Below are 13,625 nucleotides of genomic sequence, written 5' to 3' on the forward strand. Positions count from 1 at the left end.
GTACACGGGTCAGGGCCCGGCACGCCGAGAGCACGCACCTGACGCCGCGGGGCCGCCCTTCGGGCGACGGCGGGAATTTGACGACAGGGCCTAGGCGCCCGGCCAGGCCCGCGCAGCGAACCCGTGCGCGGTCACACCGGCCCGCCCCATAGGATTGGCGCCAAACCACATCGCACTCACCCCAGAGGATCGCTGCATGCCTGGCATCACGCGCGAGGAGGTCGCCCACCTCGCCCGGCTGGCGCGTCTGGAGCTGAAGCCCGAAGAGCTCGACCACTTCGCAGGCCAGCTGGACGACATCATCGGCGCGGTCGCCCGCGTCAGCGAGGTCGCCGACCAAGACGTCCCGCCGACCTCGCACCCGCTGCCGCTGACGAACGTCATGCGCGCGGACGAGGTCCGTCCGTCGCTCACCCCCGAGCAGGCGCTGTCCGGCGCCCCGGCCCAGGAGCAGCAGCGTTTCAAGGTGCCGCAGATCCTGGGGGAGGACTGATCACGTCATGACCGACGCCATCATCAAGCTCACCGCGGCTCAGATCGCCGCGAAGATCGCCTCCGGCGAACTCACCGCCGTGCAGGTCACCGAGGCCCACCTGGCCCGGATCGAGGCCGTCGACGAGAAGGTGCACGCCTTCCTGTACGTCGACCGCGAGGGCGCCCTCGCCCAGGCCCGTGCCGTGGACGAGAAGCGGGAGCGGGGCGAGAAGCTCGGCCCCCTCGCCGGTGTCCCCCTCGCGCTCAAGGACATCTTCACCACGGTCGGCGTTCCGACCACCGTGGGCTCGAAGATCCTCGAAGGGTGGATCCCGCCCTACGACGCCACCCTCACCAAGCGGCTGAAGGACGCGGACGTCGTCATCCTCGGCAAGACCAACATGGACGAGTTCGCCATGGGGTCCAGCACCGAGAACAGCGCGTACGGCCCCACCGGCAACCCCTGGGACCTCACCCGGATCCCCGGCGGCTCCGGCGGCGGTTCCTCCGCCTCCCTCGCCTCCTACCAGGCGCCCCTCGCCATCGGCACCGACACCGGCGGCTCCATCCGCCAGCCGGCCGCCGTCACCGGCACGGTCGGCGTGAAGCCGACGTACGGGGCCGTCTCCCGGTACGGCATGGTCGCCTTCTCGTCCTCCCTCGACCAGGGCGGGCCCTGCGCCCGCACGGTCCTGGACGCGGCGCTCCTGCACGAGGTCATCGCCGGTCACGACCCGATGGACTCCACGTCCATCGACGCGCCGGTCCCGCCGGTCGTCGAGGCCGCCCGCAACGGCTCGGTCGCCGGGATGCGCGTGGGCGTCGTCAAGCAGTTCCGCGGCGAGGGCTACCAGGCCGGTGTGGTCCAGCGGTTCGACGAGTCCGTCGAGCTGCTGCGGGAACTGGGCGCCGAGATCGTCGAGCTGGACTGCCCGTCGTTCGACCTGGCGCTGGCCGCGTACTACCTGATCGCGCCGAGCGAGTGCTCGTCGAACCTCGCCCGCTTCGACGGGCTCCGCTACGGTCTGCGGACCGGCGACGACGGTACGCACTCCGCCGAGGAGGTCACCTCCCTCACCCGTGAGGCGGGCTTCGGCCCCGAGGTGAAGCGCCGCATCATGCTCGGCACGTACGCGCTCAGCTCCGGCTACTACGACGCGTACTACGGCAGCGCCCAGAAGGTGCGGACGCTCATCACCCGCGACTTCGAGAAGTCGTTCGAGAAGGTGGATGTCATCGTCTCCCCGACGACGCCGACCACCGCCTTCCCGATCGGTGAGCGCGCCGACGACCCGATGGCGATGTACCTCGCCGACCTGTGCACCATCCCGACCAACCTCGCGGGCAACGCCGCGATGTCCCTGCCCTGCGGTCTCGCGCCGGAGGACGGGCTGCCGGTCGGACTCCAGATCATCGCCCCGGCCCTCAAGGACGACCGTCTCTACAAGGTCGGCGCCGCTGTCGAGGCCGCCTTCGTGGAAAGGTGGGGGCACCCGCTGCTCGAGGAGGCTCCGTCGCTGTGAGTGCACTGACCAAGGCCAAGGGCTTCAAGAAGTCCAAGTCCGGCACGTACCTGTCCATGGCCGCCACGGCGTTCGGCGCGATCGGTGTCGCCAAGCGGCTCAAGAGCGCCCGTGCCGAGAAGGACACCCTGGTCCTGATCGACGCCACCGTGTCCGCCGTAGCCATCGTCACCGGCCTCGCCATCCTCTACCGCGAGCTGAAGCGGCTGGGCGACGACGACGTCCTGCTGGGCTGAGAGGGAAGTTTCACCGTGACCACCACGACCGACCTGGTGTCGTACGAGGACGCACTCGCGTCGTACGACCCCGTCATGGGCCTTGAGGTCCATGTCGAACTCGGCACCAAGACGAAGATGTTCTGCGGCTGCTCGACCGAACTCGGTCAGGGCGCCAACACGCAGACCTGTCCCGTCTGCCTCGGCCTGCCCGGCGCGCTCCCCGTCGTCAACGCGACCGGCGTGGAGTCCGCCATCAAGATCGGTCTCGCGCTGAACTGCGAGATCGCCGAGTGGTGCCGCTTCGCCCGGAAGAACTACTTCTATCCGGACATGCCGAAGAACTTCCAGACCTCCCAGTACGACGAGCCGATCGCCTTCAACGGCTACCTCGACGTGCAACTGGAGGACGGCGAGGTCTTCCGCGTGGAGATCGAGCGCGCCCACATGGAGGAGGACACCGGCAAGTCGACCCACGTCGGCGGTGCCACCGGCCGTATCCACGGCGCCTCCCACTCGCTCCTCGACTACAACCGCGCCGGCATCCCGCTCATCGAGATCGTCACCAAGCCGATCGTCGGGGCCGGGGAGCGCGCGCCGGAGGTCGCCAAGGCGTACGTCCGTGAGCTGCGCGAGGTCATCAAGGCGCTCGGCGTCTCCGAGGCCCGTATGGAGATGGGCCAGATGCGCTGCGACGTGAACCTGTCGCTGCGCCCGAACGGCACCGAGAAGTTCGGCACCCGTTCGGAGACGAAGAACGTGAACTCGCTGCGGTCCGTGGAGCGCGCGGCCCGCTTCGAGATCCAGCGGCACGCGGCCGTCCTGAGCAGCGGCGGGACGATCATCCAGGAGACCCGGCACTTCCACGAGGACACGGGGTCCACGACCTCGGGCCGGGTGAAGGAGGAGGCCGAGGACTACCGGTACTTCCCGGAGCCCGACCTGGTGCCGGTGGCGCCCTCGCGCGAGTGGGTCGAGGAGATCCGCGCCGCGCTGCCCGAGCTGCCCCTGGTCCGCCGCAACCGGCTCCGCGAGGAGTGGGCCGTCAGCGGCACCGACATGCAGGCGATCCTCAACGCCGGCGCGCTGGAGCCGATCGTCGCCACCATCGAGGCCGGGGCGGACGCCGCCTCCGCCCGCAAGTGGTGGATGGGCGAGCTGGCCCGCAGCGCCAACGAGTCGGGCAAGGCGCTCGACGAGCTGGCGATCACGCCGGCCGAGGTCGCCCGGGTCACCGAGCTGGTCGCGAAGGGTGACCTGAACGACAAGCTGGCACGCCAGGTCATCGAGGGCGTCCTCGCGGGCGAGGGCACCCCGGACGAGGTCGTCGACAAGCGCGGTCTGAAGGTCGTCTCCGACGAGGGCGCCCTGACCACCGCGGTCGAGGAGGCCATCGTCGGCAACCCGGCCATCGCGGACAAGATCCGCGGCGGCAAGGTCGCCGCGGCCGGCGCTCTGGTCGGCGCGGTCATGAAGGCCACCCGGGGTCAGGCGGACGCGGCCCGCGTCAAGGAGCTGATCCTGGAGAAGCTGGGCGTCAGCGAGGGCTGAGCGAACAGCGAAGGGCGGTGCGTCGGGGCGACGCACCGCCCTTCGCCGTGTGCGCGGTCGTGACGCAGGGCGACAGAGTGTCGTCTTCTGTCCTGTGAGGTGTCTCCCATCTCCTGTGAGGAGACCCTCAAAGGGCCCAAACGATCAGTTTCGGGTGCAACAGTTACCAGGGATTGCTCATGTGTTCTTTGCGTGTTGTTCAGTTCGAAAGGGCTGTTACACGAGCAAAGATCCACGAATCCCCCCAGGAGCACGTTCCGTGGCAGCCCTAGCACGCTGGTGCGTCCGGCACCGTCTCGTCGCCGTTCTTCTGTGGCTTCTCGCCTTCGCCGGCACGGCCGCCGGCGCCGTGGCGGCCGGAGCCGCGTACTCGAACGACTACAAGACCCCCGGGACCGAGTCCAGCCGTGCCACCGAACTCCTGAGCGAGGGCTTCCCCGGCAGCAGCGGTGACAACGCCACCGTCGTCTGGCACACCGAGGCAGGCTCCGTGCGGGCCGCCGCCGTCGAGCAGACGATGACCCGGACCCTCGACGAGATCGCCGGTCTGCCGGGTGTCGCCGCGGTGACGGACCCGTACGACGGCGCGGGCGCCGGCCGGATCAGTCAGGACGGGCACACCGCGTACGCGAGCGTGACCTTCGACAAGCCGGCCGGTGACGTGGACAAGGCGCAGGCCGAGGCCGTCGTCGACACCGCGAAGACCGCCGAGGGCCACGGGCTCCAGGTGGAGCTGGGCGGTGAGGCGATCGGGCTGACCGAGACCTCCGGGGGGCACCTCGCCGAGATCGTCGGCGTGCTCGTCGCCGCCGTTGTCCTCTTCCTGGCCTTCGGCTCGCTCGCCGCCAGCGTCCTGCCGATCGCGACCGCCCTGGTCAGCGTCGGCACCGCCTACGCGGGCATCACCCTCCTCGGCCACGTCATGACCGTGGCCGACTTCGCGCCCATGCTGGGCACCCTCATCGGCCTCGGCGTCGGCATCGACTACGCCCTGTTCATCGTCACCCGCCACCGGCGCGGTCTGAAACGCGGGCTGCCCGTGGAGGAGGCCGCGCGGAACGCGGTCGCCACCACCGGGCGGGCCGTGGTGTTCGCGGGTGCCACCGTGTGCATCGCCCTGCTCGGCATGCTGATCCTGCGGCTCGGCTTCCTCAACGGCGTCGCGATCGCCGCCTCGCTGACCGTGGTCCTCACCGTCGCCGCCTCCGTGACGCTGCTGCCCGCGCTGCTGTCCTTCATCGGCATGCGGGCCCTCAGCCGCCGCGAACGCCGCCGACTGGCGGAGCACGGCCCGGAGCCGGAGCTGCCCACCGGCTTCGCCGCCCGCTGGTCCGCCTTCGTCGAACGGCACCCCAAGAAGCTCGGCGCGATCGCCCTCGTCGTCATGACCCTGCTGGCCCTGCCCACCCTGGGCCTGCGCCTGGGCACCTCCGACCAGGGCAACGACCCGAAGGCGAGCACCACCCGCGCGGCCTACGACCTCCTCGCCGAGGGCTTCGGCCCCGGTGTGAACGGCCCGCTCACCCTGGTGACCGAGGTCGACGGCGCCGCCGACAAGCTCGCCCTCGACAACCTCGACACCACGCTCCGCGCCACCGAGGGCGTCTCGGCGGTCACCCCGGTCATGTACGACACCGGCGGCGACACCGCGTACCTCACCGTCGTGCCCGACTCGTCCCCGCAGTCCGCGAAGACCAGTGACCTGGTCGAACGGCTGCGCGGCGAGGTGCTGCCACGGGCCGAGACCGGTACCTCCCTCGATCTGCACGTCGGCGGCGTGACCGCCGGGTACGACGACTTCGCGGACGTCATCGTCGGCAAGCTCCCGCTGTTCGTGGGCGCGGTGATCGGCCTGGGCTGTCTGCTGCTCCTGCTCGCCTTCCGGTCGATCGGCATCCCGCTGAAGGCCGCCGCGATGAACGTGGCCGCCGTCGCCGCCGCGTTCGGCGTGGTCGTCGCGATCTTCCAGTGGGGCTGGGGGAGCGAACTGCTCGGCCTCGGCCGGGCGGGCCCCATCGAACCCTTCCTCCCGGTGATCATGGTCTCGGTTCTCTTCGGGCTCTCCATGGACTACCAGGTCTTCCTGGTCAGCCGGATGTACGAGGAGTGGCTGGAGACCGGCGACAACCGGCGCGCGGTCCGTGTCGGCCTCGCCGAGACCAGCCGGGTGATCAACTCCGCGGCCGTCATCATGATCTCCGTCTTCCTCGCCTTCGTGCTCAGCGGCGACCGGGTGATCGCCATGTTCGGCATCGCGCTCGCCGCCGCCGTCGCCCTGGACGCGTTCGTCCTCCGCACGCTCCTCGTGCCCGCCCTGATGCACCTGCTCGGCGGCGCCAACTGGTGGCTGCCCCGCTGGCTCGACCGCCGCATGCCCCGCATCAGCATCGAGCCGCCCGAGTCCCGCGCCGCCCATGAGAGGCTGGCCGCCGCGACGGACGCCGAGGCGGCGGACGTACTGGCGGGGGACGCACCGGAGGTGCCGGGGCCACGGGCCGCCGACGCGACGGACGTAGCGGTGAAGGAGCGACAGCAGGATGTACGCGATATCCCTGGGTGACGACGGAGCCGAACTGCGGCCCCTGGAGCCCTGGCACGCCGAGGAGTTCCTCGCGCACCTGGAGCGGGGGCGGGACTTCATCAACCAGTACGTCCCCTTCGGCTCGACCGCCACGGACGTCCCCTCCGCGCGTGCCGTCCTCCAGCGGTACGCCGACATGCGCGCCGCCGACACCGGCTCCCTGCACGGCATCTGGCTCGACGGGAAGCTCGTCGGCGGGGTCCTCTTCCTCAACTTCGACGCCGACAACGCCAACTGCGAGGTCGGCTGCTGGCTCGAACCCGCCGGCACGGGGCGCGGACTCGTCACCCGCGCCATGCACGTCCTCATCGACTGGGCGGTCGACGTCCGCGGCATCCACCGCGTGGAGTGGATCGCCGCCTCCGGGAACGAACCGAGCCTGAACGTCGCCCGGCGGCTGGGGATGTCGCGGGACGGCGTGCAGCGCGAGCGCTATCCCCACCGAGGGGTCCGGCACGACCTGGAGATATGGTCCGTCCTGGCGCCCGAGTGGCGTGCGGCACGCGCGCGTGGCGTTCACGGGGATCGTTAAGAGACCTCTCAGACAACCTTCGTACGGTGCGAGGCATGGGAACCAAGACAGTGGACGAGGCCGGAGCCGGCACGGGTGCCGGGACGAAGACCGACGAGGAGTCGGTGGACGTGACCAAGCAGGACCCCGCGGCGGACGCCGAGACCAAGGCCGGGGTGCGGGACACCGACCTCGACGAGGCCGGTGACGCCGGTGACTCCGGCGCGGCCGACGAGGAGCTCCCGGCGGTCGCGGCCAAGGCGCAGCCGGGCGTCGGACAGGGCGCCGCGGGCATCGTCGCCGTGGTGCTCGGCCTCGTCTCGCTGACCGGCAGCTGGGTCGGCACCGTGGCGCAGGCCCGCAACCAGATGTTCGGGCAGCTGGAGACCGCGCAGAACGCCGACGTCGCCACCATGCTCCAGCAGTACTACGGCGACTCGTGGAACGCGAACGCCCTGGTCTCCGGGATCTTCGCCCTGATCGCGATGCTCGTCGGCGTCGCCGTCCTGGTCCGGCCCGCGTTCGGCGACCCCGACCAGGTGCAGGCGCCGTGGATCAAGTCGGTCGCGTGGGCGGGCGTCTCGGTCGGCTTCATCGGACTCGTCCTCGCTGTCCTGAAGTACTCCGACATCCTGCTGGGCCTGCCGAACACCTGACGTCCCCGCCCGGAGCAAGCGGCTTTCTGAGGGGCCTTAGGCCCGTCGTGAGGATCCTTACGGCGGACCTGAGGCCCCTCACCCGTCTCAGGGCGCCGACCTGAGGCCCCGCCGCCGGCGAAGATGCGGAACTCTCCCGATGTGGCGGACCCCCCTCGGAGACGAAGGTTGAGGCATCGCAGCAAGCGAACCCGACCGACCGTCACGAGGAGCACGACATGTTCGAGTACGAGCAGCGCATCCGCACCGAGGAGCTCATCCGCGACGCGGAGCACTACCGCCTGGCCCGCGACGCCCGCCGCGCCGGCCGTGAGGCCGCACGCGACTCCCGGCCACCGCGGAGGTCCGCCTCCCGGCCGGGCTCCGGGGAACAGGACACCGAGGACCACGGCCGGCCTCACCGCACGCGCCGGTTCCGGCTGCCGCGCACCGCGTGAGCCCGCAGCTCCGGACGCCCGGCACCGGACCCCGCGCGATGCGGATATTCGGTGCCGGAGCACCGGACACGCGTGCGATGCTCGGCGGTGTGGAGACCAGGTCCGTCAGTCCGGTGTTCGTCGGCCGCACCGAGGAGTTGGAGGTGCTGCGCGACGCCCTCGCCCGCGCCTCCGACGGTGCCTCACGCCCGCCCGGGAGCCGCGGCGGGGGCGGGGGAGCGGGCGAGCCGCAGGCCCTGCTGCTGTGCGGCGAGGCCGGGGTCGGCAAGACCCGGCTGGTCGAGGAGTTCGCCACGGCGGCCGCGCGCGAGGGCGCGGTCGTCGCGCTCGGCGGCTGCGTCGAGATCGGCGCCGACGGACTGCCCTACGCGCCCTTCTCCACCGCCCTGCGCGCCCTGCACCGCCGGCTCCCCGCCGAACTGGTCGCCGCGGCTGCCGGCCAGGAGTCCGAACTGGCCCGCCTGCTCCCCGAGTTGGGCGAGACGCCGCCGAGCCGCCACGACGAGGAGGGCACCGCCCGGCTCTTCGAGCTCACCGCCCGCCTCCTGGAACGCCTCGCCGCCGACCGCACCGTCGTCCTCGTCCTCGAGGACCTGCACTGGGCCGACGCCTCCACCCGCCACCTCCTCGCCTATCTGCTGCGCACCCTGCGCACCGGCCGTCTCGTCGTCCTCGCCACCTACCGCTCCGACGACATCCACCGCCGCCACCCGCTGCGCCCCCTCCTCGCCGAACTCGACCGCCTCCGCACGGTCCGCCGCATCGAACTGCGCCGCTTCAACCGCGCCGAGGTCGGCCACCAGCTCACCGGCATCCTCGCCGCCGAACCCGACCCGGCCCAGGCCGACGAGATCTTCGAACGCTCCGACGGCAACGCCTTCTTCGTCGAGGAACTCGCCGTGGCCGCCCACGACGGCGGCTGCGCCTCCCTCACCGACTCCCTGCGGGACCTGCTCCTCGTCCGCGTCGAACGGCTCCCCGAGGACGCCCAACGGGTGGCCCGCATCGTCGCCGAGGGCGGCTCCACCGTGGAGTACGCCCTGCTCGCGGCCGTCGCCGGGCTCCCCGAGGACGATCTCATCGAAGCCCTGCGGGCCGCCGTCGGCGCGAACATCCTGCTCGCCGCACCCGGCGGCGACGGCTACCGCTTCCGCCACTCCCTGGTCCGCGAGGCCGTCAGCGACGACCTCCTGCCCGGCGAACGCTCCCGCCTCAACCGCCGCTTCGCCGAAGCCCTGGAGGCCGACCCGACGCTCGTCCCCTCCGACGGCCGCGCCACCCGCCTGGCGAGCTACTGGTACCACGCCCACGACGCCGCCAAGGCCCTGCCCGCCGTCCTCGACGCCGCCGTCGAGGCCCGCTCCCGCCACGCCCACTCCGAGCAACTGCGGCTCCTGGAGCGGGCGATGGAACTGTGGGACGCCGCCCCCGACACTGTGCGCGCCGCACTGCGCCCCATCGACTACACCGAGGTCTACCCGCCCTGCGGCTGCGACCCCGCCACCACTCCTCTGCGCTACCTCGACCTCATGGCCGAGGCCGCCGTCGCCGGCCGGCTCTGCGGCGAGCGCGAACGCGCCATGCGGATCACCCGGCGGGCCCTGGACCTCCTGGCGGACGGGGGAGACCCGCAGCGCACCGCCTGGTTCTGGGTGCAGCGCTCCCTGCTGACCGAGGGCCTGTCCCGGGGCGACGGCTGGAAGGAACTCGCCACCGCCCAGGACCTCATGCGCGGCCTGCCCCCGTCGGAGATGCACGCCGAGGTCCTCTCCCGCGTGGCCGGCTGGGCCATGCTCCACGCCCCCGGCCCCGACGCCCTCTCCGACGCCCAGCGCGCCGTCGAGTACGCCCGCATGGTGGGCGCCGAGGACATCGAACTCAACGCCCGCCTCACCCTTGGCGGGCTGATGGTCGACGCGGGCGACATCGACGACGGCATCGCCGAGATGGAAGCGGTACGCCGCCGGGCCCTCGAACGCGGCCCCTCCGCCGTCGTGGGCCGCAGCCATGTCAACCTGCCCTCCAGCCTGGAGAGCGTCGGCCGCTCCCGCGAGGCCGTCCGTGTCCTGCGCGAGGGACTCGACCACACCCAGCGGATGGGTCTGTCGGACTCCGAGGCATGGGTCTGGGGCAACCTCGCCGAGTCGCTCTTCTCCCTCGGCCAGTGGGACGAGGCACTCGCCGCCGCGAGCAAGTCACGGGACATCGGCCCGAGCGCCAAGCGACTCGGTGGCAGCGCCCTCTCCGTCGCCGCCATCGCCCTCGCCCGCGGCGACACCGCCGAGGCCAGGCGCCGGCACTCCGCCGCCTACGGCCACTTCGGCACCCACAACCCCATGCCCCAGAACAACCTGCCGCTCTCCCTCCTCGCCATTGGTATCGCCGCCGCGGAGGGCCGCCTCCCCGACGCCCGCGCCGAACTCGCCCGCGTCCTCGACACCGGCTTCCCGGTCGGCACCCAGCGCTACGCCTGGCCGCTGCTGCTCACCGCCGCCGTAGCGGAGGCCGACGCGCGAGGGCTGCCCACCGCCGGCCAGGGCCGCACCGAGGTACTCGACCGGATCCTCGCGGCGGTCAAGAAGCTCACCACCGGCGCCCCCATCTGGACCGCCCACGACCACTGGGTACGCGCCGAACTCCTGCGCGCCGAGGGCCTGATGACCCCCGACACCTGGGCCGAGGTCGTCACCGCCTTCGAGCCCCTCGAACGCCCCTACGACCTGGCCCGCGTCCGGCACCGGCTCGCCGAGGCCCTGCTGGCGGACGGCGCCGACGACGAGGCCCGGCACCGGGCGACGGAACTGCTGCGGCTGTCCGGCGCCGTCGCCGACCACCTCGGCGCCCGCCCGCTCGCCGAGAGCGTCGCCCTCCTGGCCCGGCGGGCCCGCCTCCCCCTCGGCCGCTCCGCCGGGAACACGCTCGCACCGGCCGACCCCGTCGCCGCCTTCGGGCTCACCGGGCGCGAGCACGATGTGCTCCGCCTGGTCGCCGCGGGCCGCACCAACCGCCAGATCGCCGAGGAGCTCTTCATCTCCCCGAAGACGGCCAGCGTCCACGTCTCCAACATCCTCGCCAAGCTGAGCGTCACAGGCCGCGGCGAGGCAGCCGCCCTGGCCCATCGGCTGGGGATGTTCCCGGAAGGGGCGGTGGCGGGGCCGACGCCGAGGTGACCGGTGGCGGGGCGGGGCCCGGACCGAGGTGACCGACCGGCTTGGGGCCGGTTACTTCACCTCCAGTTCCAGGATCTTGTCGTCGCCGTCCTCCGGGGAGCCCCGGCCGTCCGTCTCGCTGGTGGTCAGCCAGAGCTTGTCGCCGCCGGCGGCGACAACGGTGCGCAGGCGGCCGTACTCGCCCTCCAGGAACGACTGGGGGTCGGCCGAGACCTTGGTGCCCTGCAAGGGGATGCGCCACAGGCGCTCGCCCTTCAGGCCCGCCATCCAGACGGAGCCCTCCGCTATCGCGATGCCACTCGGGGAGGCGTCGTCCACGCTCCACACGGCCACCGGGTCGACATAGCCGGACTTGCCTTCCTTGCCCTCGACCTCCGGCCAGCCGTAGTTCCCGCCGGGGCGGATCTGGTTCAGCTCGTCCCAAGTGTTCTGGCCGAATTCCGACGCCCACAGGCGCTGCTTGCTGTCCCAGGCGAGGCCCTGGACGTTGCGGTGGCCGTACGAATACACCGGGGAGTTCTCGAAGGGGTTGCCCGGGGCGGGCTCGCCCTCCGGGGTCATGCGGAGGATCTTGCCGCCGAGGGACTTCTTGTCCTGGGCCAGGGGGCCCTCGTAGCGCTCGCCCGTGCTGGCGTACAGCATCTGGTCGGGGCCGAAGGCGATACGGCCGCCGTTGTGGTTGGTGCCCTTGGGGATGCCGCGCAGGATCGTGTCGGGGGCGCCCAGCTGCTCGCCCGAGGGCCTCTTGGGGTCGTACAGCATGCGCACGATGCGGTTGTCGGACTCCGAGGTGAAGTAGGCGTAGATCATGTGGTCGGAGGCGTAGTCCGGGGAGACGGCGATGCCGAGGAGGCCGCCCTCGCCGGCCGCGGCCACGCCGGGGACCTCGCCCAGTTCCGTCTTCTTGCCCGTCTCGGTGTCGATTCTGGTGATCGTGCCCTGGTCGCGGGAGGACACGAGGAGGCCGCCCTCGGGGAGCGGGGCCATGCCCCAGGGGGTGTCGAGGTCCTCGGCCACGGTGCGGACCACGGTGACCGAGCCCTTGGCGGGGGGTGCGGCCTCCGCCGGGGCGCCCTGGGAAGGGGAGGTGGAGGGGGCGGAGGTGGTGGGGGAGCCGGTGGGGGTGGTCGGCTGCTTTCCGTCGTCGGAGGAACAGCCGGCCGTCAGCAGGAGCGCGGTTGCGGCCAAGGTGGCCGTCACCGCTCGACGTTGCACCATCACGATCCCTTCGACGCGGAGCTTCTACTTTTCTTACACCGCGAGTGGCCCGCAGGTTCCACCTCCGGCCGATCAAGCCGGTTTTTCCGCTGCCGGGCCGGCTTTCCTCGCCCCCGCCGCCCCTACCCGTCCCCGTCCACCAGGGGCTGCCGCCCCTTCGACCCCGCGTCGGCGCCTTTCCGCTAGGCCCTGTCGGGGGTGCGTGGGATGTGGCGGCCTGCTGCCGCGTCGTGGTTTCTCGCGCGGTTCCCCGCGCCTCTGAAGGGGCCTGCGGCTCCCTTCTCAGTCCCAGGAGCCCTGGGCCGGGGGGAGGGCGGCGATCTCCGCCAGGTCCTTCGGGGTCAGGGTCAAGGTGGTGGCCGTCGCGTTCTCCGTGGCCCAGTGTTCGTGTTTCGTGCCGGGTATGGGGACCACCTGGGGGCCCAGGGCGAGGAGCCAGGCGAGGGCCACCTGGGCCGGGGTGACGTTCTCCCCGTGGCGGGCCGCCACCCGGCGCAGGCCGGCGACTATCGGCTGGTTCGCGGCCATCATCTCGGCGGTGAAGCGGGGGTGACGGGCGCGGAGGTCGTCGGGTTCGAAGCCCTGGCCGGGGGTGAGCGTGCCGCTGAGGAAGCCGTTGCCCAGGGGCATGGCGGCGAGGAAGCCGATGCCGCGGGCCGCGCACCAGGGGAGGAGATCGGCCAGGGCCTCCCTCGACCAGACCGACAGCTCGGCCTGCACCGCGCTCACCGGGAACACCTGCTGGACACGTCGCAGCCGGCGGATCGTCGCGTCGTACAGACTCGTCCCCGGCCGGCGGCCGGCCCGCGCGCCCACCGCGCACAGGCCCAACGACCGTACTTTTCCGGCCTGTACGAGTTCCGCCATCGCGCCCCACGTCTCCTCGACGGGGACCTCGGGGTCCTCCCGGTGCAGCTGGTAGAGGTCGATGACGTCCGTCTGGAGCCGCCGCAGCGAGGCGTCGCAGGCGCGCTTCACATAGCCGGGGCGGCCGTTGGCGACGATGTGCTGCTCGCCCACCAGCAGGCCCACCTTCGTGGAGACGAACGCCTCCGCGCGGCGCTCCTTCAGCACCCTCCCCACCAGCAGCTCATTGGTGAACGGGCCGTACATGTCGGCCGTGTCCAGCAGGGTCGTGCCGAGGTCGAGTGCCCGGTGCACCGTCCGCATCGACTCGTCGCCCCGTCGTCGCGACCCCGTGTACGCCCAGCTCATCGGCATACATCCGAGTCCGACGGCCCCCACCTCGAGCGTCGCCGCGCCGATCGTCCTGCGCTCCACCTGGTCGT

11 protein-coding genes are annotated in these 13,625 nt (G+C 72.0%); 9 read left to right on the forward strand and 2 right to left on the reverse strand.

What is annotated here, in order from left to right; genetic code table 11:
* The first annotated feature begins 196 nt into the window (after window positions 1-196).
* The 9 genes from gatC (at window position 197) to ACZ4Z2_RS35875 (ending at window position 11,118) form a co-directional block, all read left to right on the forward strand.
* A complete protein-coding gene (gatC, locus tag ACZ4Z2_RS35835; protein ID WP_018531282.1) occupies window positions 197-493 on the forward strand; it encodes an Asp-tRNA(Asn)/Glu-tRNA(Gln) amidotransferase subunit GatC in 297 nt (98 codons plus the stop codon).
* 7 nt (window positions 494-500) lie between these two features.
* The gene (gene gatA, locus ACZ4Z2_RS35840) at window positions 501-1,997 is read left to right on the forward strand and encodes an Asp-tRNA(Asn)/Glu-tRNA(Gln) amidotransferase subunit GatA (protein WP_468081836.1); all 1,497 of its coding nucleotides are present in this window, start codon (window positions 501-503) and stop codon (window positions 1,995-1,997) included.
* Window positions 1,994-2,233, forward strand: coding sequence for a hypothetical protein (locus ACZ4Z2_RS35845; protein ID WP_055514656.1), 240 nt, complete (start codon window positions 1,994-1,996; stop codon window positions 2,231-2,233). Before gatA ends, ACZ4Z2_RS35845 begins: the two co-directional genes overlap by 4 nt.
* A 15-nt stretch (window positions 2,234-2,248) precedes the next feature.
* Window positions 2,249-3,763, forward strand: a complete 1,515-nt coding sequence (gene gatB, locus ACZ4Z2_RS35850; RefSeq protein ID WP_468081837.1) for an Asp-tRNA(Asn)/Glu-tRNA(Gln) amidotransferase subunit GatB — start codon at window positions 2,249-2,251, stop codon at window positions 3,761-3,763.
* A gap of 259 nt (window positions 3,764-4,022) precedes the next feature.
* Window positions 4,023-6,323: an MMPL family transporter gene (locus ACZ4Z2_RS35855; protein ID WP_468081838.1), complete on the forward strand. Its 2,301-nt coding sequence runs from the start codon at window positions 4,023-4,025 to the stop codon at window positions 6,321-6,323.
* Window positions 6,301-6,876 carry a GNAT family N-acetyltransferase gene (locus tag ACZ4Z2_RS35860; RefSeq protein WP_468081839.1) on the forward strand — a complete coding sequence of 192 codons (576 nt, stop codon included), beginning with the start codon at window positions 6,301-6,303 and terminating at the stop codon, window positions 6,874-6,876. Before ACZ4Z2_RS35855 ends, ACZ4Z2_RS35860 begins: the two co-directional genes overlap by 23 nt.
* A 35-nt stretch (window positions 6,877-6,911) precedes the next feature.
* Window positions 6,912-7,511: a hypothetical protein gene (locus ACZ4Z2_RS35865; RefSeq protein ID WP_468081840.1), complete on the forward strand. Its 600-nt coding sequence runs from the start codon at window positions 6,912-6,914 to the stop codon at window positions 7,509-7,511.
* Between the two features lie 218 nt (window positions 7,512-7,729).
* Complete coding sequence (locus tag ACZ4Z2_RS35870) at window positions 7,730-7,948, forward strand: hypothetical protein (protein ID WP_468081841.1); 219 nt, start codon at window positions 7,730-7,732, stop codon at window positions 7,946-7,948.
* A gap of 77 nt (window positions 7,949-8,025) precedes the next feature.
* Window positions 8,026-11,118 (forward strand): helix-turn-helix transcriptional regulator, encoded by a 3,093-nt coding sequence (locus tag ACZ4Z2_RS35875; RefSeq protein ID WP_468081857.1) that lies wholly within the window; start codon window positions 8,026-8,028, stop codon window positions 11,116-11,118.
* A gap of 51 nt (window positions 11,119-11,169) precedes the next feature.
* On the opposite strand, the gene ACZ4Z2_RS35880 is transcribed toward ACZ4Z2_RS35875, so the two are convergent.
* Complete coding sequence (locus ACZ4Z2_RS35880; RefSeq protein WP_468081843.1) at window positions 11,170-12,336, reverse strand: PQQ-dependent sugar dehydrogenase; 1,167 nt, start codon at window positions 12,334-12,336, stop codon at window positions 11,170-11,172.
* A 282-nt stretch (window positions 12,337-12,618) separates the two neighbouring features.
* Window positions 12,619-13,617 (reverse strand): aldo/keto reductase, encoded by a 999-nt coding sequence (locus ACZ4Z2_RS35885; RefSeq protein WP_468081844.1) that lies wholly within the window; start codon window positions 13,615-13,617, stop codon window positions 12,619-12,621.
* Window positions 13,618-13,625 lie beyond the last annotated feature (8 nt).

The organism is Streptomyces sp. NPDC030183, assembly GCF_055573455.1.

Coding starts and splice junctions, on each gene's coding strand:
- gatC (WP_018531282.1), top strand. CDS start 197: ATGCCTGGCATCACGCGCGAGGAGGTCGCCCACCTCGCCCGGCTGGCG.
- gatA (WP_468081836.1), top strand. CDS start 501: ATGACCGACGCCATCATCAAGCTCACCGCGGCTCAGATCGCCGCGAAG.
- ACZ4Z2_RS35860 (WP_468081839.1), top strand. CDS start 6,301: ATGTACGCGATATCCCTGGGTGACGACGGAGCCGAACTGCGGCCCCTG.
- ACZ4Z2_RS35865 (WP_468081840.1), top strand. CDS start 6,912: ATGGGAACCAAGACAGTGGACGAGGCCGGAGCCGGCACGGGTGCCGGG.
- ACZ4Z2_RS35870 (WP_468081841.1), top strand. CDS start 7,730: ATGTTCGAGTACGAGCAGCGCATCCGCACCGAGGAGCTCATCCGCGAC.
- ACZ4Z2_RS35875 (WP_468081857.1), top strand. CDS start 8,026: ATGCTCGGCGGTGTGGAGACCAGGTCCGTCAGTCCGGTGTTCGTCGGC.
- ACZ4Z2_RS35880 (WP_468081843.1), bottom strand. CDS start 12,336: ATGGTGCAACGTCGAGCGGTGACGGCCACCTTGGCCGCAACCGCGCTC.